Consider the following 23,398-nt stretch of genomic DNA (forward strand, 5'->3'; position numbering starts at 1 on the left):
CGTGCGTGGAGAGCACTGAGCATGGTTCCCGGCTACGTTCCGGACTGGCGGACCACCTCCACGTGCGTGGAGAGCACGGTTCCCGGGTGGCCTGTTCCCGCCGCAAGAGCGGACCACCTCCACGTGCGTGGAGAGCACTACCGAGCAGCCGGAGGAGACCCCCGAGGCTCCGGACCACCTCCACGTGCGTGGAGAGCACGCGAACGAGCTGCTCGTCATCAACTGCGACACCGGACCACCTCCACGTGCGTGGAGAGCACCAAGCCGGAATCCTCCCCGCCCAGTCACTCGGCGGACCACCTCCACGTGCGTGGAGAGCACTGCACCGTTGCAAGCCGCGGCTTCGTGCGGCCGGACCACCTCCACGTGCGTGGAGAGCACGAGCCCCTCGCCGAGGACGCCGTCTCGCAGGACGGACCACCTCCACGTGCGTGGAGAGCACACCGTCACCGGGTGATCGCAGGGCGGGTTGCCCGGACCACCTCCACGTGCGTGGAGAGCACGCCCTCACCTGCGGGTGGGGGCCGGTCTGCATCGGACCACCTCCACGTGCGTGGAGAGCACAACGTTGCGGAGCAGGGTTTGACGTCGGTGTTCGGACCACCTCCACGTGCGTGGAGAGCACGTCTCCGCGGCCGTGGGTGATCTTCCAGGCCGCGGACCACCTCCACGTGCGTGGAGAGCACGAGCCCCTCGCCGAGGACGCCGTCTCGCAGGACGGACCACCTCCACGTGCGTGGAGAGCACGCGACCAAGCCGGTGAACTGCACCGGGCGGAACGGACCACCTCCACGTGCGTGGAGAGCACCTGGCGCGGACCCCGTTGCCGGTGCGGGAACCCGGACCACCTCCACGTGCGTGGAGAGCACCACGTCCGTGCGGTTCTCGTTCATTTCGACTCCGGACCACCTCCACGTGCGTGGAGAGCACGCAGTGAACGCCAAGGAGCTCGACGAGGACACCGGACCACCTCCACGTGCGTGGAGAGCACCCGAGCGGGCGCGCGTCGCCGACCTGGTTCTGCGGACCACCTCCACGTGCGTGGAGAGCACCCGTTCGTCGCGGTGGCCGTCAGGATGCACGCCGGACCACCTCCACGTGCGTGGAGAGCACCTGGAAGCGGAGAACTCGGCGGCGGCCCAGGACGGACCACCTCCACGTGCGTGGAGAGCACCCTTCGCGAACTGGGGTTTTAGGCGAGCGGTTGTTCGTTTTCGAGGTGCTTCATGGCGCGACCGTAGCGCATGGGGCGGGCCGGTCCTGTGGGAGTGGGAGACCGAGAGGACGCGGTCTCGACGGAGGCTGGGCTGCATTCGGACCGGGGCGCCAAGGTACGTGGCCGGTGAAGTCCTCACGACGTTCACCAGCCTGGAGATCTAGCTTCCGTAGCCCAAGCCGCCGGTGCGGGAGCTGTGTGCGTCGTGGTGTTCTTCTTCGGCTTGGCGGCGGGTGTGTTCGTCGTCGGTGAGGTGTTCGCGGTGGTCGATCCGGTCGTCGCGGTGGTGGTCGCGGGTGTCGGTGACGTTGTCGCGGAGGGTGTTGAGGCGTTGTTGGTGGGTGCGGTGGTGGTCTTCGGTGTTCATGGCGGTTCTCCATTCGCGGTTGAGGGTGTGCCAGCTCTGGGCGCGGGCGGTGTCGCCGTGGGGTTGGGGGCCGAGTGGTAGGTCGGGGTGGTTGGTGCGGACGTCGTAGGTTTCGCGGTAGGCGGCGGTGCGGGTGAGGAGGTCGTCCCACTGGTGGGCGGTGCGGGGGTCGTCGGGGCGTGTCCCGAGTTTCGTTGCCCAGTGGGGTGGGTCGGCGGTGGTGGCTTCGCGGAGTTCGGTGAGGCGCCCGCGGATCGCGTGGTCGAGTTCGTCGAGATTCGCGGTGTCGATGGCGGGTGGGGGCGTGCTCATCCAGGACAGCGCGGGGTGGTGTCCGATTCCTGCGGAGCGTTGTTCGGCGAGGTGGTCGACGAGGTGTTGAGCGACTTCGCGCGGGTTGAGTTCGGTCCGCGTGTGGAGGGCGCGGGTCGTGCCGCTGAGGGCGCGGTCGGTGTCGAGCCCGGCTGAGGTGGCGGCTGCGGCGTGGCGCCAGACGATGTCCCATTCGGCCCCGCCGACGTCTTCGGTGGGGCGCTGGGCGTGGATGAGGTCCTTCCAGCGCTCGACCTGGCCAGCGGTCGGCTCGGCGGTCGGTGCTGGTGGTTCGCGGCCGTCGAGGTGGCGATGCAGGCGCCAGGCGAGGAGGGCTGCTGGGTCGTGGGCCCCGTCGAGGTCGTTGAGCTGGGGGAGAAGCCGGTGTGGTTGCCAGCCTTCGCGAACGGCGGCGCGGAGGGTGAGAAGCAGCGATTCCTCGGCGGGTGCGCCTAGCGCATCTGGAGCGTGGGCCGCCAGTGCTTCACGTGCTGCCTGATCGATCAGGGTGCGCACGAGTTGCTCGCGGCGGTGCACGGTGCGGGACAGGGATTCTTCGGTGCGGAGGTCGGCGAGGTGGTCGGGCTCGGAGAGCGAGGCCATCAGCGGTTCGCCGAACTCCCTCCGCAGCGGGTCGTTCGCGTCGATGCTGCCGGGTTCACGGCTCGCTTCGACCTCGGGGCCCCAGCGGTCGAGGATGCGGTGCCAGGCGTGGGCGCGAAGGTTGTGGCCTTCGGGTGGTTCGCCGAGCGGGTGTGCCGGGTCGGTGGAGGTGACACCGTAGGTCTCGCGGTAGGCGGCGGCGTAGCCGAGCAGTTCCTCCCACCGGAGCGCGGCTCGCTGACCGTCCGGTCGAGGGCCGAGTCCCGCCGCCCAGCGGGGCGGATCGGCGACGGTGGCCTGGCAAAGTTCGGTCACGCGGTCGGTGATGGCCAGCTCGAGCCGGTGCAGGTAGTCGGCCTCGTCGGCGGAGAGGTTGCGGAAGTCAGCTTGCGCGAGCTAGGGAACCGGCCGGTGCCCGCGCTGTTCCGCGCAGGTGGCCGTGACGATGTCGTCGGCCGCGGTGGAAGCCGGTGCCGGGTCGGTAGGTGGGCGCCTGCTGAGGGCGTGGGCGGCGCGTCGGATCGCGGCGTCGGCGTCGAGTCCTTCGGCGGCCGCTGCGGCGGCGCGTTCCCACAACCGGTTCCACTCGGGATCTTCCGGCGCGGCGGTGTGGTCGTGGCGTTCGATGGTGCTGCGCCACCGGGTGAGCTGCTCGGATGTGGGTGCAGCCGTGCGCGCGGGCGGCTGCTGGTGGGCGACCACGTCGGCGATGCGCCAGGTCAGCAGTGCGGCCGGGTTGTCGGCCTCCTCGAGCCCGGTGGCGAGGCCGGGCACCAGGCGGTCGGCTTGCCAGCCGAGGTGTTCGGCGCTGCGCAGCTGTTGACGCAGCGCTCCGGCTCCGTCGAGGTCAAGCAGCTCGGGGACGTGCTCGGTGAGCACGGCGTCGATGCGTTCGGTGCGGCCGAGGTCGGCGACGTGGGTGTGGCGGGCGACGAGGGTGCGCAGCGACTCCTCGCTGCCGAGGGAGTCGCGAAGTTCTTCGGACGCGGAGTTCTCGGCGGAGGAGCGTTGCAGTGCGTTCTCGAGGACTCCGCGTGCGGTGCGCTCCAGCGGGGTTTCGTGGTGGGAGTCGAGGGTGTGCTCGTGGGTTTCGACCCACAGCCGGTTCTGCCCTCGGGCGCGGGTGAGCATCGTGTAGAGCTGTTCGCGGGAGATCCCACGGGTGATGACGCCATGGGCGGTGTGTTCGGAGGTCATGCCCTGCACGCGGTTGACGGTGGCGGCGTAGGCGAGTTCGACGTGCTCGCGCACGTACTCGGCGGGTAGCCGCACCGAGCCGCCGGTGGCCTGGTGCCGGAGCACCAGCGACCCGTTGTCGAGCACGCGCCGCACGCACCAGGTGTCGCCGTTCTTGACGAAGTCGGCGCCGCGGAACAGGGTCTTCAACCGGTCGTTGTGCCGGGTGACGACCCAGTCCCCGGTGCCGGCGGTGGTGCCGTCGTGCAACCGCACCGAGCGCTCGTCGTCCACGTGGCCTCGGGCGAGGCGCAGTTCGCGGGCTTGCAGGTTGAGGTCGACGACGTCGTTGTTGCTCGGCACGATCAGCAGCGACTGGAGCCCGGCGTCGAGGTCGACGCGCCACGCCCGGTGCGCGGCCTCGCGCATCGTCTCCAGCTAGCCGTCCCGCACCCGGTCGCGGTCGAAGTAGTAGTCGAGCCCGCCCGGGTCGGCGGCGTGCAGCAGCAGCGATGCCTTGGCCTGCTCGTGGTCGTGAAAGCGCACGACCTCGTGGAGCTTGAGCACGGACTCGGCGTTGTGCTGGGAGAACCACCGCACCGCGCCACCGGCCTCGACGGCGGTCAGCTGGCGGTGGTCGCCGACCATGCGCACGTCCGCGCTCCGCTCCAGCGCGTAGCGGACCACGGCGTGCAGGGTGTGGGTGCCGGCCATCGCGGCCTCGTCGATGATGAGCACGTCGCCGCGGGTGAACGGGAAGTGGCGGTGCGCGTTGCCCCGGTCCAACGCGGTGGTGACCTGGTGCAGGGTGTGCGGGCGGGCTCCGATGGCGTGGCCGAGTTCTTGGGCCGCGCGTGCGGACGGCCCGAAGGCGTGCACCTGGCCACCGGCGGAGCGCCACGCTTCGGCGAACACCTTCATGGTGGTCGTCTTCCCGGTTCCCGCGGGCGCGACGAGCAACTGGACCCGCTTGCCGGAGGTGGCGAATCCGCGCACCGCGGCCTGCTGGCCGCTGTTGAGCTCCGCGCCCGCCAGAGCAGCTTCGACGGTGTTCGCGGTGAGCCGATGGCCGTCCCGACGCCCTCCCCACGCGGCCAGCGACGCTTCCTCGCGCAGGGTCTGGTGGGTGGTGAAGCGCTCGGCGCCGTGCTCGGTGAACACGCTCTCCCCGCTAGCGCGCCGCAACGAATCCGGCTCCTCCAGCAGCGACGGCGCCTGCAGCGCGATGGTGTCCGGCGCGGCGAGGACGGCCTCCACGATCCGATCGACGAGGTCTTCGCGCTCCTCCGCGCGCACCAGCACCCCGGCGGACTGGCGGTGGGCCTCGGCGAGCAGGTTCCACCGGCCCACCTGGACCAGTCCCGGCGTCGCTGATCCCGCCGTCTCGACGCGCTCTCCGGGTCGGCGTGCCCGCTCCGTCAGAAGCCGGAGACCTTGCTCGACACCGTTCCTGGCCTGGCAAGACCAGTGCATCGGAACACCGTCGAGAGGGGAAGGCCGCGATGACCGAAGACGCCCGAGGTGTCGGCAGGCGCCGCCGCCGGTCCACGAAGATCAGCGAACGGCTGGAGGCGGCCCGGCGCCGCAACCTCGACCAGCTCGCCGAGCAACGCCGTCGCGAGCAGGAAGTCGAAGGTGCCCTGGCCGAGTTCGTGGAAGCCGGCGAGGACATCGCCGCCGCGGAGCGCACCGCCGAGGAGAAGATCACCGCGTTGCAGCGCAAGATCGAGAGTGTCCGCGTGGACCTAGGGATGGTCACCGCGACCTCGCATGATCGACAAGCCCAGGCGGCTCTGCGGATCCACGAAATCGGTGGCCGGACCGTCGAGCAGGTGTCCGACCTGCTGGAGATCGGCTCGGTGAAGGAGACCCGCCGGATTCTCGCCGCGGCGCGAGCCGGGCACGACCCCGCGGACGAAGCGCGGTTCGTGCAGTTCTAGCGGCCCCACCGGTACTGGCGCACGAGCGCGAGCTCGCGCTGGAAGCCGCGGAACCACAACCACACGAGGACCGCAGCGCTGAACAGGACCACGCTCACGCCCGGCGGAGCCGCATGCGCGGTCTGGTTGATACCGCCGATCCCGAGCGGAAGCGCTGCGGCGCCGGTGAGCGTGAACAGCAGCCGGCGGCGGGCGATGCAGGGAACCAGCCAAAGTCGGGTGAGCCTCGCGGTGACCAGCCCGGCCGCTGCACCGAGCAATGCCAGGACCGGTGCACCCAGCAGCCATTCGGGAGTCAGCGAGATCCGTCCGAGCAGGAGCCCGAACAGGCTCGCGATCGCACACCCCAGCAGCACGCCGATCCCGGACGCGCCGCTGCACCGCAGGAGCACGACGTAGAACTGGAACCGCATGGCGGGAGGGTAACGCGCCCCTCCAGCGCGAAAAGGGACGCAGCACTGCGCGTCGGAACGCGGGAATCGAGTGGCCCGCGGCGCTTGGCGAAGGGCGGTCCTGCTGCTGCGCATGGCCCTCCTGGGCAGCGGCTTGTCGGGTCGGGCACCCTGCGGGACGCGGGGACGGCTGTTGGCCCGAGGCGAGTGGCGGCTACGCCGCCAGCGACGACGTCAACGGAGCCTTGGCGTGCAACGCTGCGGCACGCCAGGTCGTTGGTCGACGACTTGGTGAACGTCTCGGCTGAGATCGCGGGTGAAGTCGGTGCGTTAGCCGGAGCAGGTCGCGAGGGGAAGGGTGACGGTGCAGTGCGTTACCGTCGCGGGATGCGTCCCTTCGAAAACGTGCAACGACGTTCCTAAAACCCCAGTTCGCGAAGGGGTGCTCTCCACGCACGTGGAGGTGGTCCGCTGATGGAGCTCGTGCGCACCGGCCGACTGCGGTGCTCTCCACGCACGTGGAGGTGGTCCGGATTTGGGTGACTATGAGACACCCCTCTCCTGGTGCTCTCCACGCACGTGGAGGTGGTCCGAACCCGTAGTCACACCGGCCGAGATTTACGAGGTGCTCTCCACGCACGTGGAGGTGGTCCGGAACACCGTTCGACATGTCGCACTACTCCGTCGTGCTCTCCACGCACGTGGAGGTGGTCCGGCGCACGCGCGGACGCCGGCGCCCGGAGGTGCGTGCTCTCCACGCACGTGGAGGTGGTCCGCAGCTTGCGGTTCTGACCGAATACGAGCGCACGTGCTCTCCACGCACGTGGAGGTGGTCCGGTCTACCGGGATCAGAACGTCCTGGACGCCGCGTGTTCTCCACGCACGTGGAGGTGGTCCGACGGCGACGGGCAGGCCGCCGTAGCCGGTCCAGTGTTCTCCACGCACGTGGAGGTGGTCCGGGCGCGGACCAGTTCGTGCAGGCCATCCGCTAGTGCTCTCCACGCACGTGGAGGACCGTTTCGTAGGGGGCGGCGATGTCGGGCGACGGGGTGTGAACGTGTTCTCGTCCGCCGTGGGTATGGACTTGGTCTACTTTGTGGGCAGAGGTCAGGCGGCAGCGGTCGTGGAGGACGGCATTGCGGTGCAATTGCTTCGTGGCTCGCAGCGCCCGGACGTTGCTGTCGGGGCTTGGGGAGAGCGGTTTCAAGGGGATGAGCTGTGCGCGACGATGACTGCTCGGTCTCGCTGGAGACGTTGCGCCAGGTGTTCAACGAAGCCTTGGACAACCTGGGGGAGCGCGTCGGAGACGTCGTCGAACTCGACGATGACTTCTTCTGGTCCATTGCCCGTGAAGCCCGCTACGCCCCCTACAGCGTCCCCGCCCCTGAACAGCTCACCCTCGGTCAGCTGACGTCGTCGTGGAACACGCTCAAGCGGATGCACGCCACCGGCGAGCACATGAACGAGCACACCCTCGTGTGGGTTGCCGAGATCATCCAAGCCCTCGGCCAACGACCACGGTGAGCGGGTGGCCGAGCAGCTCGACGAACTCGGTGGCACCGGTCACCGGAGCTATCGACAAGTCACGGGCTGACCTGCCGGTGCGCTACCGTCGCGGGATGCGTCCCTTCGAAAACGTGCAACGACGTTCCTAAAACCCCAGTTCGCGAAGGGTGCTCTCCACGCACGTGGAGGTGTTCCGCTGCAGGACCAGTTCGAGGACGCGCTCGGTCTGTGCTCTCCACGCACGTGGAGGTGTTCCGTGGGGTCACGACGCCGCCGAGACCTTGTCAACGTGCTCTCCACGCACGTGGAGGTGTTCCGTGTCCATCGGTGTTCACACGGAACTCGCCGTTGTGCTCTCCACACACGTGGAGGTGTTCCGAGGTCGGCGCAGATCCAGGTCGCCTCGGGCAGGTGCTCTCCACACACGTGGAGGTGTTCCGATCGCCGGATCGTCCTCGAACTGCTGTCGGTCGTGCTCTCCACGCACGTGGAGGTGTTCCGCACGCCCGACCCCCGCCTGATCAGTGGAACTCGTGCTCTCCACGCACGTGGAGGTGTTCCGCCGACCCGGACGGGCCGACGCTGCCGGACGCGGTGCTTTCCACGCACGTGGAGATGTTCCGCCGGCGGGCGACGGCGAGGCGTTCGCTCCACGGTGCTCTCCACGCACGTGGAGATGTTCCGCCGGCGGGCGACGGCGAGGCGTTCGCTCCACGGTGCTCTCCACGCACGTGGAGGTGTTCCGGAGTGGTTCGCCCGGCTGAACGATCAGCGGCTGTGCTCTCCACGCACGTGGAGGTGTTCCGCCACTCCTCAACTGTCGGTGCACGACCGGGCTGTGCTCTCCACACACGTGGAGGTGTTCCGAGGTGGCGGTGGAGATCGACCCACGGACCCGGGTGCTCTCCACGCACGTGGAGGTGGGCCAGGGAACCGAGCCCCGGATGTGGCACCCCGCCCGTGCTCTCCATGCACCTGGAGGTGGACTGACGGGCCGTTTCGCTGTGTGCGGGTGCTGGTGGTTGGTCGACCTCGATTGACGCGAGGGCTTCGCCGACCTAGGTTTCCGCTATAGAGGAAGCTGTGTCTCCAGTTCCGCTGGATACCGCCCGTGCCCTGAGTCGTTACCTGCGGGCTCGTGCGAAGCATCCGGGGGCCGGGCTGCCGAACGTGTGGCTGGCGGCGCGGGACGGGCGGCCGCTGGGTGCCAATGGCATCAAGATCAGGCTTAAGAGGCTGGGTGAGCTCGCCGGGGTCACCGACGTGCACGCCCACCGGTGGCGGCACACCTTCGCGCACGAGTGGAAGTGTGTCGGTGGGGACACCGGGAACCTGATGTTGTTGCTGGGTTGGACTTCGGATGCGATGCCGCGGCTCTGACGGCGAGTTCACCGCTTCCCAGTGGCGGCGTCGGGCGAGGCGGGCCGCGCACATCTCGTGGGCCAACACTTCCGACCGCGCAGCGCGAACGCAACCGGGATGCCGCAAGGAGCTGGCTGGCGTACGGCCTGAGCGGACGGGCCCAGGTCACGATCGAGAACTACCGGCACCACGTCGACGGGCACATCGTTCCCTTCCTGGGCAAGAAGAAGCTGCGTGAGCTGTCGGTGGAAGACGTGGACAAGTGGCTCGCGAAGCGGGCCACGGTGCTCAGCACTCGTACCGTGCGGCTCCTGCATTCGTTGCTAAGCCGGATCGTGAAGCACGCTCAGGCGCGGGACAAGATCCGCCGCAATGTCGTGGCCCTCAGCGAGATCCCGAGCGGGCAGTAAGGCCGCCCGTCGAAATCGCTGAACTTGGAGCAGGCGAAGGCGGTGCTGTCCGCCTCGGAGCAATCGCCGTTGCACGCCTACATCGTGCTGTCGATGCTGATCGGCGCGCGGACCGAGGAGCTGCGGGCGCTGACGTGGGACCACGTCGACCTCGACGGGGCCCGGAAGGGGAACCCTCCGCCGCCGAGGTCCATCTAAGTATGGCGATCCGTTCGGGAGGGTGGCGACACGAAGTCCTGCCTGTCTCGTCGGACGCTTGCGCTCCCGATGCGGTGTGTGGTCGCTCTGCGGCTGCATCGCCTTCGGCAGCGGCAGGCTAAGCGCGACGCGGCAGGGGCTTGGAGGGAGCACAACCTGGTGTTCGCGTCGGCGGTGGGCACTCCGCTGGATTCCCACAACGTTCGCAGGGCGTTTCGCCGGGTGGTCTTGGATGCGGGGCAGGGGCTGGTACCTGCCGAGTGGACTCCTCTTGAGCTGCGGCACAGCTTCGTGTCGCTGATGTCGGACTCCGGTGTGCCGCTGGAGGACATCGCGCGGCTGGTGGGTCACAGCGGCACCGCGGTGACCGAGAGCGTGTACCGGAAGCAGATCAGGCCGGTCATCATCGAGGGCGCGAGCACGATGGATCGCCTCTTCGGGGACCTGAACCGGAAGCGGTAGTCACTCAGTTAGTCACCCAATGCAGAAGGCGCCTGTCGTGCTGACTGCACGACAGGCGCCTGACCTGCTAATTAGACCGTCGGGACGGCGGGATTCGAACCCACGACCCCTTGACCCCCAGTCAAGTGCGCTACCAAGCTGCGCCACGTCCCGGCCACACCCGTTGTTTGCGGTGTGCGGATAGCTTAGCGCACCGTCCGGAGAGGATCTTCATCCCCCCTCGATTTCCGGTTCTGCGCTGGTCAGGAGCTCGGCGCGGGTTCCGATGAGGCGGGTCGGATGCGTGAGGTCGAAGGCCGCCAGGGCCTCGCCGGAGGCGGTGGTGAGGGCGTCCGGGGAGCGGGTGGGGGCGGAGAGGCGGACTCCGTGGGAGCGGGTGCGGAAGCGGGTGTCGCGGATCTTGACCACGACCCGGCCGGCGAGCAGGTCGTGGGCCGTGAGGTCGGCGGCGACGCGGTGCGACAGGCGGGTGAGCTCCGCGGTGAGTTCGGCGGGATCGGTGACGTCCTGCTGGAAGGTGTGCTCGCGGCCGTAGGAGCGCGGCTCGTACGGCTCGGCGCGCACGGGGGTGGGGTCGTAGCCGCGAGCGAGCGCGACGAGCCACGGGCCGGTGCGGGGGCCGAAGTCCTCGGCCAGCGCGAAGCGGTCCGCGGCGGCGAGCTCGCCGATCGTGCGGAGGCCGTGGCGGGCGAGCCGGTCCGCGGTCTTGGCGCCGATGCCCTGCAGCGCGTCGGTGGGGAGCCCGTGCATCACCTCGGGCCAGTTGCGCGCGTCCAGGCGGAAGACGCCGCCGGCGCCGAACGCGGGTTTGGCGAAGCCGGAGGCGGTCTTGGCGCGCAGCTTGTTGTCGCCGATGCCGATCGAGCAGTCGAGGCCGGTCCGGGCGCGGACGTGATCGCGGAGCTCGGTGGCGAAGGCGTGCGCGTCCTCGGTGTCGGTCTGGAGGTAGGCCTCGTCCCAGCCCGCTTCCTCCACCGGAGCGGCCCGCTCCCGCAGGGCCGCGGCGAAGGTCGTCGACGCTGCCAGGTAGGCCTCGTGGTCCAGCGGGAGGAACACCGCCTCGGGGCAGCGCTTCGCGGCGGTGCGCAGCGGGGTGCCGGAGCGGACGCCGCGTTCGCGGGCCTCGTAGGACGCCCCGGCGACCACGCCGCGCCTCGTGGGATCGCCGGTCCCGCCGACCAGGACCGGGCGGCCGCGCAGTTCGGGTCGCCGCAGCAGCTCCACGGCGACGATGAACTGGTCGAGGTCCACGTGCAGCACCACCCGCTCCACCCGTTCAGCGTGCCCGCCCGGGCGCGCACGCGCAGCGGTACGGTCGGCGGATGGCGAAGCGCAGCGCGGGAATCCTGCTGTACCGGATGCGGTCCTGGGCTCCCGAGGTGCTGCTGGTGCACCCGGGCGGACCGTTCTGGAAGAACAAGGACGCCGGCGCGTGGTCGTTGCCCAAGGGCGAGTTCGGCGCGGACGAGGAGCCGGTGGCCGCCGCGCTGCGGGAGTTCGAGGAGGAGACCGGGTTCCGCCCCGGTTCGGAGGCGCTGATCGAGCTCGGGGAGGTCCGGCAGCGCGGCGGGAAGGTCGTGGCGGCGTGGGCGGCCGAGGGCGAGTTCGAGGTCGGTTCGCTGCGCAGCAACCTGGTCGAGATCGCCTGGCCGCCCCGGTCGGGCCGCACCTTGCGGGTGCCGGAGGTCGACCGGGCCGAGTGGTTCGTTCCGGACGCCGCGCGGGAGAAGCTCGTCCCGGCGCAGGCCGAGTTCGTGACCAGGTTGCTGGACGCGCTGTGAGTCAGCGCCGCGGCCTGCCCCCGCTGACGAGCAGCACCAGGTAGACCGCGAGCATCACGCAGACCCCGAGGAACAGCACCTTCGGTTCCTGCGCCAGCAGTGCCACGCCGCCCAGCACGCCTCCGGCGGCGCAGGTGCCGAGCACCGCGGTCGCGGCGTAGCGCAGGTGCGGGACCTCCTCCCGGCGCGGCACCGGTTCGGCGGGCCGGGCCGGTTGCGGGGCCTCGTCGAAGCGGGGGTGCGGCTGCGGCAGGTCGGCGAACAGCGACTGGAGCTCGGCTCGGGTGCGGGTCTGCTCGACCTGCACGGCGCGATCGCCGAACTCCTCCGAGCTCAGGCATCCGGCGGCCACGTGCTCGTTGAGCAACCGCTGCCCCTGCGCCCGGTCCGAGTCGGACAGGCGGATGCCGCTGGCCACAACGTCTGGGGAAGTCAACCCGCTCACCTCGGATCCTTCGTGCCGCCGACCGTCGGCGGGTCACACGGGAACGGTAGGGCGGTGGGCGGCTCGGGCGGATCGGTCGTCCGGATGGATCCCCCGGCCTGAAGTACTAGGGGGCGCGGGCGGCCGTCTCGGGGTCGCGGCGGCCCGCGCCCAGGGGTCAGTCGAGCGTGGTGTCCTTGGTCTCGCGGCTGATCAGCAGCGCGATCAGCGTGAGCACCCCCATCGCCGCGAGGTAGACCCCGACCCAGCCGATCCCGTAGGAGCTGGCCAGCCAGGTCGCCGCGTAGGGCGCGACGGAGGCGCCGAGCAGGCTCGCCAGGTTGTAGGACACCGACGCGCCGGTGTAGCGCACGGCGGTCGGGAACAGCTCCGGCAGCACCGCGCCCATCGGACCGAAGGTCAGGCCCATCAAACCCAGTCCGACGACGAGGAAACTGAGCACCGCGGGCAGCGAGCCGCTGCCGAACCACGGGCCCATCAGCAGCCCGAACACGATGATCGCCGAGGTGACCACCAGCAGCGTGGGTCGCCTGCCGAAGCGGTCGGCCAGCAGCCCGGCCAGCGGGGTGGTCAGCCCGAAGAACACCACGCCGACGAGCAGGAACACCAGGAACTCCGAGCGGGTGAAGCCGAGTCCGGACTCCGCGGTGCCGTAGGACAGGGTGAACACGGTCATCAGGTAGAACAGCACGTAGGTGGCCAGCATGATGAACGTCCCGAGCACCAGGCCGGTGCGGCCGGTGCGGAACACCTCGGCGAACGGGACCTTCGCGCGGGCACCGGCTTCGACCACCTTCGCGAACGCCGGGGTCTCGTGCAGGCTCAGCCGCACCCACAGGCCGACCGCGACCAGCACGGCGGAGACCAGGAACGGCACCCGCCAGCCCCAGGCGAGGAACGTGGCGTCGTCCATCGTCTCGGACAGCACCAGGAACAGGCCGTTCGAGACGAAGAACCCGATCGGCGCGCCGAGCTGCGGGAACGTTCCCCAGATCGCCCGCTTGCCGGGCGGCGCGTTCTCGGTGGCCAGCAGCGCGGCCCCGCCCCACTCGCCGCCGAGCCCGAGTCCCTGCCCGAACCGGCACAGCGCCAGCAGCAGCGGGGCCGCGACGCCGATCGAGGCGTAGCCGGGCAGCAAGCCGATGAGGACGGTCGAGATGCCCATCGTCAGCAGCGAGGCCACCAGGGTGGACTTGCGGCCGATGCGATCGCCGAAGTGCCCGAACACCGCGGAGCCGACCGGGCGGGCGATGAAGGCGATGGCGAAGGTCGCCAGCGATTGCAGGGTGGCGGCGGTGGGATCGCCGGCGGGGAAGAACAGCTTGGGGAACACCAGCACCGCGGCGGTGGCGTAGGCGTAGAAGTCGTAGAACTCGATGGACGTTCCGACGAGGCTGGCCACCACGACCTGACGAGTGGAGTTGCGGGGCGCGGGGTTCTCCGCGCCGACCTCGGAAACGTGGCCGACCGCCATGGTCCGGAACCTCCCTGTTCACATGTTCAGACCAGAAGTAAGCACGGGAAGCGTAGTCCTCTCCGCCCAGTGAGCGGGACTCGGCTCTCACCCAGTGGACGTGGGATCGGCCACGCCGAGATGGTGAAACCGATTCCGGCGGGCCGCGCGGGTCGCGGGAGGCCCTGCCGAGGGCCGTCGCCCGTGACGCTGCTTCCCTTGCCGCGCAACGAAACATCGTTCAGGTGATCTCGATTCACCGCCGGGTGATCTGCTCGGGAGTTCCTTGCGCGGTGCCGGATCTCCTCCGTATTTCTGGAGTTCGGCGCGGGTCCGATCGCGCGGCGGAGGCCGCGGCGGTCCTGCCCGGCGCCGCCGGGAAGGAAGGGGCCGCTGGAAAGGGCCCGCCGGGAAAGGGCGCCGCTGAAGAAGTGCGTCATCGGGAAAGCGCGCCGCCGGGGAGCTGGGGAATCTGAGGTTCCGGGCGCCGGAGGAATCAGGGGAGCGGACATGGGGGAGATCTCGACTCGCACCGCCGCCGAGGACGTGGGCGGGCCCACCTTCGGGCTGGAGAAGTTCCTGGATCCGCTGCCCCTGCCCCCGGTGCTCCGGCCGCGCGGCGGCTTCCCGGTGCTGGAGGTGCGGGCGACGACGATCCGGGAGCGCCTGCACGGCCGCCTGCCCAAGACGGTGCTGTGGGCCTACGACGGGTACTTCCCGGGGCCGACGATCGAGGTTGGGCGCGGCCGCCGGTTGCGGGTCGCCTGGACCAATGACCTCGTCGGCACGATGCCGCTGGTCGCGGTCCGCGTGCCGCAACCAGCGCCGGGCACGCCTCCGGCGGACTCGCCGTTGAACCGCCCCGGCTACCCGCGCCACCCCGACGGCAGCCCGGCCGAGGGCGCGGCCCTCATCGAGGGCGTCGCGGAGATCCCGCCCTGGTTGGTCACCCACCTGCACGGTGCGGACGCCAACGCGGGCAGCGACGGGTGGGCGCACAACGCGGTGCTGCCCGGGCACTCCCAGCTCGCCGAGTACCCGAACCGCCAACCGGCCGCCGGGCTCTGGTACCACGATCACGCGATGGCGGTCACCCGCTGGAACGTCCACGCCGGGCTGTTCGGCTCGTACTGGATCCGGGAGGAGGCCGAGCGCGCGCTGGGCCTGCCGGGCGGGGAGCGGGAGATCCCGCTGGTGATCTGCGACCGCAACCTCGACACCGACCTGGACGGCAACCTCACCGGGCGGTTGCTGTTCAAGGTGGGTGCCGTCGGCGACGCGCTCGTCCCGTTCAGCGGACCGCTGACCCTGGTGAACGGCCGGATCTGGCCGCACCTGGAGGTGGAACCGGAGGCGTACCGGTTCCGGGTGGTCAACACCTCCAACTCGCGCTTCTACCGGCTGGCCCTGGTCGACGCGGACGGCGATTCCGAGAACGCGCTCGTCCACCAGATCGGAACCGACGCGGGCCTGCTGCCCCGTCCCGCACCGCTGCCCGCGGACGGGTTGGTGCTCGCTCCGGCCGAGCGGGCCGATCTCGTGGTCGACTTCGGCGCGCACCGGGTGCGCGGGCGCTCGCTGCGCCTGACCAACACCGCCGCCGATGCCCCGCCCGAGCCCGACGTGCTGGAGTTCCGGGTCCAGGACCGCGCGGGGTCCGGCGGTTTCCGGTTGCCGCGGGCGCTGCCGTCGGAACCGGTGCGGTTCGCGCACCTGCCCGGCGAGCACGATCAGGTCTGGGTCGCCCTGGTGCCCCCGGGCACGGCGGGCATGGCGCACCCGCGGTTGTGGGAGCTGCGCGAGCTCGACCCCGGCGAGGTACCGCCGCTGCCGGAGGAGGGGGTCGTGCAGGTCACCGATCCCCGGACGGCGCGGACGCGAACCTTCCACCGGGTCGCGGAGCTCTTCGACGACACGGTGAGCGTGTTCATCGAGCACGGTGGGCTCGTGGAGTGGAACTTCATCAGCTTCGGGGGGCCGGCCCACCCGATGCACATCCACCTGGTGCGGTTCCAGGTGCTCGCGCGCCGCGCCTTCGCCCCGGACTTCGACCTGGGCACCGGTGGTACCCGGAGTCCGGCGGCCGGGTTCACCGAGGTCCCGCTGGAGCCCTTCGAGCTCGGGCCCAAGGACACCGCGGTCGTCCACGGCGGTGAGTGGGTGAGCGTGCTGGGCCGCTTCGGGGAGTCCACGGGCCAGTTCATGTACCACTGCCACATCCTCGACCACGAGGACGAGGGCATGATGCGCCCGTTCGTCGTGCACCCCGAGGAGGTCGCGCGGTTCCACCCGCACCGGGGCGGCCACGGGCCGGGTTCGTACCGGGGCGCTCCGTGACGTGGGGTGATCCCGCGGTGTGCCGGTGACCACGGGGCCTTGTGGGTTAGGCAAGCCTGTCTTTAGTGTTCTGGCGTGTCCCCGAACCCGTCGCGGCCTCCGGCCGGAGTGCGCGCGAGAGAGATCGACGTCGCCTACGGGCGCGACGTCGTCGTGCGCGCCGCCTCGATCTCGCTCGAAGCGGGCGCGGTCACCGCGCTGATCGGCCCGAACGGCAGCGGGAAGTCGACGCTGCTGCGCGCCCTCGCCCGGCTGCACCCGCCGGCCAGCGGCGAGGTGTCCTTCGCCGACGGCGCGGATCTCCGGGCGCTGTCCGGCCGCGACCTGGCCCGCAGGATCACGCTGCTGTCCCAGCAGCGCACCGCGCCGGGCGGGCTGAGCGTCCGGGAGCTCGTCGAGTTCGGCCGCCACCCGCACCGGTCCCGCTGGGGCGCCCGCGATCCCGGAGGTCCGGCGGCGGTCCTGCGCGCGATGGAGCTGACCGGCCTCACCCCCATCGCCGACCGCCCGGTGCGGTCGCTCTCCGGCGGGCAGGCGCAGCGGGTGTGGCTCGCGAGCTGCCTGGCCCAGGACACCGAGCTGCTGCTGCTCGACGAGCCGACGACCTTCCTCGACCTGCGCTACCAGGTGGAGATCCTCGACGTGATCCGCGACCTCGCCGACCGGCACGGCGTGGGCGTCGGCGTGGTGCTGCACGACCTCGACCAGGCCGCCGCCGTCGCGGACCGGGTGCTGCTGCTGGAATCCGGCCGGATCACCGCGGCCGGAGTCCCGGGGGACGTGCTCACCGCCGAGAATCTCACCAGCGCCTACGGCATCCGGGTGGAGGTCGGCACCGAGCCCGGTGACGGGCGCATCCGCACCCGCGCGGTAGGCCGGTTCAACACCGCCCGCACCGCCTCGGCCTGACCGGCGCGGCCGGTCCCAACAGTAGGAGAATCATGCGCAGCACCCGTGTGCTCATCGGGCTGTCCGCCGTCGTGGCGTTGTTCGCGGCGGGCTGCGGCACCACGGAACCCGCCGGTGGCGCCGAGCGGCGGGCGGGCGGTGGCGAACCGGTGACGGTCGTCGACGCGCGCGGCCAGGAGATCCGGCTCGACGGCCCCGCGAAGCGGGTGGCGGCGACCGAGTGGAACGGCATCGAGAACCTGGTGTCCCTCGGCGTGATGCCGGTCGGCGCCTCCGACGTCGAGGGCTACGGCCAGTGGGTCAGCGCGGCGCCGCTGGACGGCAGCACCACCGACATCGGCACCCGGGGCGAGCCGAGCCTCGACACCCTCGGCTCGCTGGACCTGGACCTGGTGGTCGTCACCGACAGCCTCAGCGAGGGCGCCCTCGCCCAGGTCGAATCGATCGCCCCGGTGCTGGTCATCGACGGCGGTGGTGGGGACGACGCGATCGGGGCGATGTTCCGGAACGTGGACGTGATCGCGAAGGCGACCGGGACCGAGGACCGCGCGGCCGAGCTGCGCTCGGAGTTCGACGCGAAGATCGCTGAGGGCCGGGCCGCGGTGGAGCGCGCGGGTGCGGCGGGGGAGCAGGTCGCGTTCTCCGACGCCTACGTCGCCTCCGGCACCGTGAGCATTCGTCCCTTCGCGCGGGGCTCGCTGGTCTCGGACGTGTTCGAGCGGATCGGCCTGAGCAACCCCTGGCCGATGGCGGGGGATCCGGAGTACGGCCTCGCGCAGGCGGACGTGGAGGGGCTGACCCAGCTGCCGAACGTGCGGTTCTGGTACTCGGCGAACGACTCCGGCGGCGACGCCTACGCCGAGGAGCTCGCGGACAACGCGATCTGGACGAACCTGCCGTTCGTGCGCGACGGCAAGGTGCGCCGCCTGCCCGACGCGATGTGGATGTTCGGCGGTCCCCGGTCCATGGCGCAGTACGTGGACGCCGCCGTCGCCGCGCTGCGGACGTGAGCGCTGCCCCGACCCGCCCGGCCGTCGTCGCGGCCCGTCGCGGCGGACCGCTCGTCCTGCTGGCCCTGGTGCTGGGCGCGCTCGTCGTCGTCGGCTCGGCGGTGCACCTGGCGCAGGGCACGTCCGCGGTGGACCTCCTCGACGTGCTGCGGTGGGCCGTCGGCGGCGGCGCGGAGCGGTCCGCCGCGGTCGTCGTCGAGTCCCGGCTGCCCCGGCTGCTGACCGGACTGCTGGTCGGCGTGTCGCTCGGGGTCGCCGGGGCGGCGCTGCAATCGGTGGCGCGCAACGCGCTGGCGTCGCCGGACACCCTCGCCGTGGACGCGGGGGCGCACCTGGCGATCGTGGCGGTCGCCGCGTTCGGCGCCTCGCTGCCCGTGCTGGGCACCACCGGCGTGGCCTTCGCGGGCGGGCTCGGCGCGGCGCTGCTGGTGATCTCGCTGTCCGGGCTCGGCGGCACCGGGATCGTGCGGCTGGTGCTGGCCGGGACGGCCACGGCGTACGCGATGATGTCGCTGACCCGGATCCTGCTGCTGCTGTTCGATCAGGAGACGCGGGGTCTGTTCGCCTGGGGCGCCGGTTCGCTGGGACAGGTGGGATTGGACGGGGTGCGCGCGCTGGCGCCGGTGGTGGCCGCCGCCGTGCTGGCGCTGCTCGCGCTGTCCCGGCGGCTGGACCTGGTCCACCTCGGCGACGACCACGCGCGGACCCTCGGAGTCCACGTAGGACTGATCAGGTTCGGTGCGATCGCGCTGGCGGTGCTGCTGGCGTCGGCGGCGGTGACGCTGGCGGGGCCGATCGGCTTCGTCGGCTTGGCCGCGCCCGCGCTGGTGCGCCTGCTCTCGCACCAGGTTCCCGGCCTGCACCGGCACGCCGCGCTGGTGCCGCTCTCCGGGGCGGCGGGGGCGGTGCTGCTGCTGGGCGCCGACGTGCTGCTGCGCGCGCTGATCGGGGCGCAGGGGGCGTTGGAGATCCCGACCGGTGTCGCCACGACGCTGATCGGCTCGGTGTTCCTGGTGGTGCTGTGCCGCAACGTCCGCGTCACCGCGTCCTCGACCGAAGCGCCCGCACCGGGCGCGCGGGCCGGGGTGACCGGGTCGCGCTTCCGGTTGCTGCTCGGAGTGCTGGCGTTGGTGGCGCTCGGGGTGGCGCTCGGTTCGGTGCTGCTCGGCGACAGCATCCTGCTGCTGGGGGACGTGGCGAACTGGGCGAGCGGGCAGGCCGGGCCGATCGTCACGAACGTGATGGGAAACCGGGTTCCGCGCGTGGTCGCCGCGTTGCTGGCCGGTGCCGCGCTGGCGCTGGCCGGTGCGTCGATTCAGGCCGTGGCGCGGAATCCGCTGGCGGACCCGGGCATCATCGGGGTGGCGGGCGGCGCGGGACTCGGCGCGGTCACGGTGATCACGCTGTTCGCCGGCGCCGGTTTCTGGGTGCAGGCGGCGGGCGCGGGGGTCGGTGCCGCGGTGGCCGCGGCGGCGGTGTTCGCGCTGGCGGCGAAGGGCGGGTTCGCGAGCGAGCGGCTGGTGCTGATCGGTTTCGGCGCGCAGGCGGGAACTCAGTCGCTGGTGACCCTGCTCATCGCGCTGTCCGATCCGTGGAACGAGACGAAGGCGCTGACCTGGCTGGGCGGCTCGACCTACGGCCGGTCCTTCGAACACCTGGTGCCGATGGCCCTGGCCCTGGCCGTGCTGGTCCCGGTGCTGATGCGGGCCCGGGGCGAGCTGGACCTGCTGTCGGTGGACGAGGAGACGCCTCGGGTGCTCGGAGTTCCCGTGCCGGGGACGCGGCTGCTCCTGCTGGCCTGCGCGGTGCTGCTCACCGGCACGGCGGTGGCCGGGGTGGGCGTGATCGCGTTCGTCGGGCTGGTCGCACCGCACGCGGCTCGCGCGCTCGTGGGTGGTCGGCACACCCGCGTGTTGCCGGTGGCGGCGCTGCTGGGCGGAGTGCTGGTGTGCGCGGCCGACACGCTCGGACGCACGGCGATCGCCCCGGCGCAGCTCCCGGCGGGGTTGATGACGGCGCTCATCGGAGCCCCGTACTTCGTCTGGCTGCTCTCCCGCACCCGGGCGCGCTGACCGCCCGCCCGCGAACCGGGGTGGCTGAGCGGCGGAACCTCAGCGGCTTCCTCCCGGCGACGTCGCCGCTCGCGCGGGGAAGCCGCGGTGCGCGGCGTCACACGCTGCGCAGCACCGAGACGACGACGCCGAGGACGACCGCGCGGTCGCCGTCGAGGACCTCGTAGGCGGGGTTGCGGGGTTCGAGGAGCACGTGCCCGCCCCGGCGGCGGTACACCTTCACCGTCGCCTCGTCGTCGAGCAGGGCGGCCACGATCTGCCCGGAGTGCGCCTCCGGCTGCTGGCGCACGATCACGGTGTCGCCGTCGCAGATCGCCGCGTCGATCATGGAGTCCCCGCGCACCCGCAGCGCGAAGACGGTGCCGCGCCCGGCGAACTCGCGGGGCAGCGTCAGGGTGTCGTCGAGGTGCTCGTCCGCCGCGATCGGCGTCCCGGCCGCGATGTCGCCGACGACCGGCACGGTCACCGAGTCCGCATCGGACCGCCCGGAGCCGGGACCGGTGAGGAAGGCGCGGACGTCCATCGGACGCGAGACCGCCTCGCCGCGCCGCAGGAAACCCTTCTCCTCCAGGCTCGCCAGGTGCTTCGACACCGAGGAGGAGGACCGCAGGCCGACGGCCTCGCCGATCTGCCGGGTGCTCGGCGAGTACCCGTGGGCGACCACCCAGTCCCGGATGGTCGCCAGGATCCGTTGCTGGCGCGGCGGCAGCGAGGAGGCGTCCAGGTGCTCGAACGGATCAACGTCGTAGGCGGTCACCCGCCGAATGGTAAAGGCCCGCGACCCGATTCCGATCACCGGCACGCCCGGGCGGTGGCGCGTTCGCCGCACCAGGTGCGGTCGGGTGGGAGTTCGCGGGCCGCGCGGTGATCGCGCCCGACCGGGCGGCCTGGTGCGCTCCGCGCGCGGGACCCGCGCCGCGCCGACGGCGCGCCCGAACCGGTCTCCGTTCGGTGGGCGGCACGTTGAGGGCGCGGGCGCGGGTCTCCCGGACGAGCGCTCAGGCGCCGAACACGTGCTCGTCGAGGAAGTCGTTGCGGAAGCGACCGCGAGGATCCCAGCGGCGGGCCAGGTCGCGGAAGTCCGGCAGCTTCGGATAGCGCTCGGCCAGCACGTCCGGGGGCATGGCCCACACCTTGCCCCAGTGCGGGCGAGGATCCGGCAACGCCGCCTCCACGGCGGGCAGCGCGGCCTCCACACCCGCCTGGTCGCGGTGCCAGGTGAAGTGGATCGCCAGCGCGTCCCGCCGCCACGCCCCGCTCAACCACAACTCGTCGGCCGCCACCGAGCGCAGCTCGGCGACCAGCAGCAGGTGCGCGAACGCGGGGGCGGCGGCCCGCAGGCCCTCGATCGCCTCCCCGGCTCGATCGAGCGGGACGAGGTACTCGCTCTGGATCTCCGCGCCGGTGCTGGGAATCCGCCCGCCGCGGAAGTGCGGCAGCCGCTCGTGCCACGGTCCGGGCGATCCCTGCTCGGTGACGTTCTCGGCCGGGCCGCCGGCGACCGGATGCCGTTGCCCCGCGACGGGTCGCGCGCCGAGCCGGGCGAGCAGGTCCGCGTCGTGCGGCCGGTCCGGGCGCTCCTTGACCAGGCACTGCCGCAGCACGTCCTCGTTGAACCCGGTGAACAGGCTGACGCTGTAGGCGGTGGCCAGCAGCTCGGCCGCGTGCTCGACGACCCCGGGCCACGGCAGCGACTCGTAGAGGTGCTGGGTGATCTCGAACGCGGGCTCGACCGCCAGCTCCACCCGGGTCACCACGCCCAGCGCCCCGAGCCCGATCACCGCCCCGGCGAACTCCGCGTCGCCCTCCCGCAGCACCCGCACCTCCCCGCTCGCGGTCAGGATCTCCAGCTCCCGCACCGCCGAGGCGAGTCCGCGCAGCCGCGAACCGGAGCCGTGGGTTCCGGTGCACAGCGCGCCGACGACCGACAGGTCCAGCAGCGAGGCCAGGTTCGCCAGCGCCCAGCCGCGCGCGTGCAGGTGCTCGGTCAGCTCGCGGAAGCGCACCGGCCCCGCGACCGACACCACCCGGCGCTCGGGATCGACCTCGATGCGCGTCGGCATCGCCTCGGTGGACAGCCGCAGGTCCGGGCTGTCGGCGATGCCGTTGAAGCTGTGCCCGGTGCCCGCGATTCGCACCCGTTCGGCGGTGCCGACGAGCTCGGCGAGCTCCTCGGCCGAGCGGGGAGCGGCGGATCGCGGGGCCAGGTAGGTGTAGTTGCCCGACCAGTTGGTGCTGTTCATCCGCGCGCGCCCATCAGGTGTTCGGTCGCGAGCTGCTGCAGGCGCACGAAGCCGGATCCCCGGCCGTCGAAGTAGCTCGCGGCGTCGAACTCCTCGTAGGCGGAGCGGTCGGCGAGCAGGTCGGCGCAGCCCTCGCCCTCGGCCAGCGTCGGCCGGGCCAGCTCCGGCACTCGCGCCTCGGCCAGCGCCTCCCGCACCTCAGGATCGGCGCGGAACGCCTCCGCGCGTTCCTTGAGCAGCAGGTAGTTGGCCATGTTGGCGCGCACCGCGTCCCACACCCCGGCCTCGTCCTCGGTGCGGCTCGGCTTGAAGTCGAAGTGCCGGGGGCCGTCGTAGGCCGGCCCGCCGCCTGGGCCGCCGTGTTCGAGCAGGTCCACCAGCGCGAAGGCGTTGTGCAGGTCTCCGTGGCCGAAGGCGAGGTCTTGGTCGTACTTGATGCCGCGCTGGCCGTTGAGGTCCAGGTGGAACAGCTTGCCGTGGTAGAGCGCCTGCGCGATCCCGGCGGCGTAGTTGAGCCCGGCCATCTGCTCGTGCCCGACCTCCGGGTTGATCCCGACCAGCTCGGGCCGGTCCAGGGTGTCGATGAAGGCGAGCGCGTGACCGAGGGTGGGCAGCAGCAGGTCGCCGCGCGGTTCGTTCGGCTTCGGTTCGAGCGCGAAGCGCAGCTCGTAGCCCTGGTCGACGACGTACCCGGTGAGCAGGTCCACGGCCTCACGGTAGCGCTCCAGCGCCTGCCGCACGTCCTTGGCCGAGTCGTACTCGGCGCCCTCCCGGCCGCCCCACATCACGAAGGTGCGGGCGCCGAGCTCGGCGGCCAGGTCCAGGTTGCGCAGCACCTTGCGCAGCGCGAAGCGGCGCACCGCGCGGTCGTTCGAGGTGAACCCGCCGTCCTTGAACACCGGGGCGGAGAACAGGTTCGTCGTGATCATCGGGACGGCGATGCCGGTGTCGGACAGCGCCTGCTTCAACCGGTCGATCGCGCCGCGCCGCTCGGCGTCGGTGGCGTCGAAGGGGAACAGGTCGTCGTCGTGGAAGGTGAGCCCGTGGGCGCCGAGTTCGGCCAGCTTCTCCACGGCGTGCCGGGGATCCAGCGGCGAGCGGGTGGGCCCGCCGAAGGGATCGGCGCCCGGGTAGCCGATCGTCCAGAGGCCGAAGGAGAACCGGTCCGCGGCGGTGGGGGTGCGGCTCATGATCACTCCTCTTA

The 23,398-nt window shown here is 71.6% G+C and carries 21 protein-coding genes, 1 tRNA gene and 2 CRISPR repeat arrays (1 of these 24 cut by a window edge); of the genes, 11 read left to right on the plus strand and 11 right to left on the minus strand.

Annotation, left to right across the window (positions count from 1 at the left end):
• Positions 1-1,174: a CRISPR direct-repeat array (repeat unit 29 nt; unit sequence CGGACCACCTCCACGTGCGTGGAGAGCAC); it begins 1,355 nt to the left of the window's first position.
• A gap of 202 nt (positions 1,175-1,376) precedes the next feature.
• The 3 genes from ACL03H_RS01615 to ACL03H_RS01625 all read right to left on the minus strand — a co-directional run bounded on the left by ACL03H_RS01615 (position 1,377) and on the right by ACL03H_RS01625 (position 5,024).
• Positions 1,377-2,813 (minus strand): hypothetical protein, encoded by a 1,437-nt coding sequence (locus tag ACL03H_RS01615; RefSeq protein WP_412809211.1) that lies wholly within the window; start codon positions 2,811-2,813, stop codon positions 1,377-1,379.
• Positions 2,814-2,894: 81 nt separating this feature from the next.
• Positions 2,895-4,103, minus strand: a complete 1,209-nt coding sequence (locus ACL03H_RS01620) for a hypothetical protein (protein ID WP_412809212.1) — start codon at positions 4,101-4,103, stop codon at positions 2,895-2,897.
• 9 nt (positions 4,104-4,112) lie between these two features.
• Positions 4,113-5,024 carry an AAA family ATPase gene (locus ACL03H_RS01625; protein WP_412809213.1) on the minus strand — a complete coding sequence of 304 codons (912 nt, stop codon included), beginning with the start codon at positions 5,022-5,024 and terminating at the stop codon, positions 4,113-4,115.
• Between the two features lie 152 nt (positions 5,025-5,176).
• Between ACL03H_RS01625 and ACL03H_RS01630 the strand changes: the two genes are divergently transcribed.
• Entirely contained in the window at positions 5,177-5,614 is a 438-nt protein-coding gene (locus ACL03H_RS01630) for a hypothetical protein (RefSeq protein ID WP_412809214.1), read from the plus strand.
• Here the strand turns inward: ACL03H_RS01630 and ACL03H_RS01635 are convergent.
• Entirely contained in the window at positions 5,611-6,027 is a 417-nt protein-coding gene (locus ACL03H_RS01635; protein ID WP_412809215.1) for a hypothetical protein, read from the minus strand. The genes ACL03H_RS01630 and ACL03H_RS01635 overlap by 4 nt on opposite strands.
• Positions 6,028-6,447: 420 nt before the next feature.
• Positions 6,448-6,966: a CRISPR direct-repeat array (repeat unit 30 nt; unit sequence GGTGCTCTCCACGCACGTGGAGGTGGTCCG).
• 258 nt (positions 6,967-7,224) lie between these two features.
• Here ACL03H_RS01635 and ACL03H_RS01640 point away from each other — a divergent pair.
• The 5 genes from ACL03H_RS01640 (at position 7,225) to ACL03H_RS01660 (ending at position 9,944) form a co-directional block, all read left to right on the plus strand.
• The gene (locus ACL03H_RS01640) at positions 7,225-7,530 is read left to right on the plus strand and encodes a hypothetical protein (RefSeq protein ID WP_412809216.1); all 306 of its coding nucleotides are present in this window, start codon (positions 7,225-7,227) and stop codon (positions 7,528-7,530) included.
• Positions 7,531-8,595: 1,065 nt separating this feature from the next.
• Positions 8,596-8,892 carry a tyrosine-type recombinase/integrase gene (locus tag ACL03H_RS01645; RefSeq protein ID WP_412809217.1) on the plus strand — a complete coding sequence of 99 codons (297 nt, stop codon included), beginning with the start codon at positions 8,596-8,598 and terminating at the stop codon, positions 8,890-8,892.
• Positions 8,862-9,284, plus strand: coding sequence for a phage integrase central domain-containing protein (locus ACL03H_RS01650; RefSeq protein ID WP_412809218.1), 423 nt, complete (start codon positions 8,862-8,864; stop codon positions 9,282-9,284). Before ACL03H_RS01645 ends, ACL03H_RS01650 begins: the two co-directional genes overlap by 31 nt.
• A 24-nt stretch (positions 9,285-9,308) precedes the next feature.
• A complete protein-coding gene (locus ACL03H_RS01655) occupies positions 9,309-9,482 on the plus strand; it encodes a site-specific integrase (protein WP_412809219.1) in 174 nt (57 codons plus the stop codon).
• 69 nt (positions 9,483-9,551) lie between these two features.
• Positions 9,552-9,944, plus strand: a complete 393-nt coding sequence (locus ACL03H_RS01660) for a tyrosine-type recombinase/integrase (protein WP_412809220.1) — start codon at positions 9,552-9,554, stop codon at positions 9,942-9,944.
• Positions 9,945-10,023: 79 nt separating this feature from the next.
• Here the strand turns inward: ACL03H_RS01660 and ACL03H_RS01665 are convergent.
• Together ACL03H_RS01665 and ACL03H_RS01670 are read right to left on the minus strand one after the other, a co-directional pair.
• A tRNA-Pro gene (locus ACL03H_RS01665) sits at positions 10,024-10,097 on the minus strand.
• 57 nt (positions 10,098-10,154) lie between these two features.
• On the minus strand, positions 10,155-11,216 hold the full coding sequence (locus tag ACL03H_RS01670) for a DNA polymerase IV (protein ID WP_412809221.1): 1,062 nt from the start codon (positions 11,214-11,216) through the stop codon (positions 10,155-10,157).
• A gap of 50 nt (positions 11,217-11,266) precedes the next feature.
• On the opposite strand from ACL03H_RS01670, the gene ACL03H_RS01675 reads away from it, so the two are divergent.
• Positions 11,267-11,725 carry an NUDIX domain-containing protein gene (locus tag ACL03H_RS01675; protein WP_412809222.1) on the plus strand — a complete coding sequence of 153 codons (459 nt, stop codon included), beginning with the start codon at positions 11,267-11,269 and terminating at the stop codon, positions 11,723-11,725.
• Between the two features lies 1 nt (position 11,726).
• Here the strand turns inward: ACL03H_RS01675 and ACL03H_RS01680 are convergent, their stop codons facing one another.
• Positions 11,727-12,161, minus strand: a complete 435-nt coding sequence (locus ACL03H_RS01680; protein ID WP_412809223.1) for a DUF1707 SHOCT-like domain-containing protein — start codon at positions 12,159-12,161, stop codon at positions 11,727-11,729.
• Between the two features lie 166 nt (positions 12,162-12,327).
• Complete coding sequence (locus ACL03H_RS01685) at positions 12,328-13,644, minus strand: MFS transporter (protein ID WP_412809224.1); 1,317 nt, start codon at positions 13,642-13,644, stop codon at positions 12,328-12,330.
• 489 nt (positions 13,645-14,133) lie between these two features.
• On the opposite strand from ACL03H_RS01685, the gene ACL03H_RS01690 reads away from it, so the two are divergent.
• From ACL03H_RS01690 to ACL03H_RS01705, 4 genes are all read left to right on the plus strand, one after another.
• Positions 14,134-15,960 (plus strand): multicopper oxidase domain-containing protein, encoded by a 1,827-nt coding sequence (locus tag ACL03H_RS01690; RefSeq protein WP_412809225.1) that lies wholly within the window; start codon positions 14,134-14,136, stop codon positions 15,958-15,960.
• A 75-nt stretch (positions 15,961-16,035) separates the two neighbouring features.
• Positions 16,036-16,869 (plus strand): ABC transporter ATP-binding protein, encoded by an 834-nt coding sequence (locus ACL03H_RS01695; protein ID WP_412809226.1) that lies wholly within the window; start codon positions 16,036-16,038, stop codon positions 16,867-16,869.
• 32 nt (positions 16,870-16,901) lie between these two features.
• Positions 16,902-17,879 (plus strand): ABC transporter substrate-binding protein, encoded by a 978-nt coding sequence (locus ACL03H_RS01700; RefSeq protein ID WP_412809227.1) that lies wholly within the window; start codon positions 16,902-16,904, stop codon positions 17,877-17,879.
• On the plus strand, positions 17,876-19,951 hold the full coding sequence (locus ACL03H_RS01705; RefSeq protein ID WP_412809228.1) for an iron ABC transporter permease: 2,076 nt from the start codon (positions 17,876-17,878) through the stop codon (positions 19,949-19,951). Before ACL03H_RS01700 ends, ACL03H_RS01705 begins: the two co-directional genes overlap by 4 nt.
• A 97-nt stretch (positions 19,952-20,048) precedes the next feature.
• Here ACL03H_RS01705 and lexA read toward each other — a convergent pair whose 3' ends face one another.
• From lexA to xylA, 3 genes are all read right to left on the minus strand, one after another.
• Positions 20,049-20,708, minus strand: a complete 660-nt coding sequence (gene lexA, locus ACL03H_RS01710) for a transcriptional repressor LexA (protein ID WP_412809229.1) — start codon at positions 20,706-20,708, stop codon at positions 20,049-20,051.
• 241 nt (positions 20,709-20,949) lie between these two features.
• Positions 20,950-22,194 carry an FAD-binding protein gene (locus ACL03H_RS01715; RefSeq protein WP_412809230.1) on the minus strand — a complete coding sequence of 415 codons (1,245 nt, stop codon included), beginning with the start codon at positions 22,192-22,194 and terminating at the stop codon, positions 20,950-20,952.
• Entirely contained in the window at positions 22,191-23,384 is a 1,194-nt protein-coding gene (gene xylA, locus ACL03H_RS01720) for a xylose isomerase (protein ID WP_412809231.1), read from the minus strand. The genes ACL03H_RS01715 and xylA overlap by 4 nt, the downstream gene beginning before the upstream one ends.
• Positions 23,385-23,398 lie beyond the last annotated feature (14 nt).

The sequence above is a fragment of the Saccharopolyspora antibiotica genome (genome assembly GCF_047200635.1).
GTDB lineage: Bacteria > Actinomycetota > Actinomycetes > Mycobacteriales > Pseudonocardiaceae > Saccharopolyspora_C.

Excerpts from the sequence above, each read along its gene's own strand:
- ACL03H_RS01715 (WP_412809230.1), bottom strand. The coding sequence starts at position 22,194 with ATGAACAGCACCAACTGGTCGGGCAACTACACCTACCTGGCCCCGCGA.
- ACL03H_RS01700 (WP_412809227.1), top strand. The coding sequence starts at position 16,902 with ATGCGCAGCACCCGTGTGCTCATCGGGCTGTCCGCCGTCGTGGCGTTG.
- ACL03H_RS01675 (WP_412809222.1), top strand. The coding sequence starts at position 11,267 with ATGGCGAAGCGCAGCGCGGGAATCCTGCTGTACCGGATGCGGTCCTGG.
- ACL03H_RS01635 (WP_412809215.1), bottom strand. The coding sequence starts at position 6,027 with ATGCGGTTCCAGTTCTACGTCGTGCTCCTGCGGTGCAGCGGCGCGTCC.
- ACL03H_RS01620 (WP_412809212.1), bottom strand. The coding sequence starts at position 4,103 with ATGCGCGAGGCCGCGCACCGGGCGTGGCGCGTCGACCTCGACGCCGGG.
- ACL03H_RS01630 (WP_412809214.1), top strand. The coding sequence starts at position 5,177 with ATGACCGAAGACGCCCGAGGTGTCGGCAGGCGCCGCCGCCGGTCCACG.
- xylA (WP_412809231.1), bottom strand. The coding sequence starts at position 23,384 with ATGAGCCGCACCCCCACCGCCGCGGACCGGTTCTCCTTCGGCCTCTGG.
- ACL03H_RS01690 (WP_412809225.1), top strand. The coding sequence starts at position 14,134 with ATGGGGGAGATCTCGACTCGCACCGCCGCCGAGGACGTGGGCGGGCCC.
- ACL03H_RS01685 (WP_412809224.1), bottom strand. The coding sequence starts at position 13,644 with ATGGCGGTCGGCCACGTTTCCGAGGTCGGCGCGGAGAACCCCGCGCCC.
- ACL03H_RS01660 (WP_412809220.1), top strand. The coding sequence starts at position 9,552 with ATGCGGTGTGTGGTCGCTCTGCGGCTGCATCGCCTTCGGCAGCGGCAG.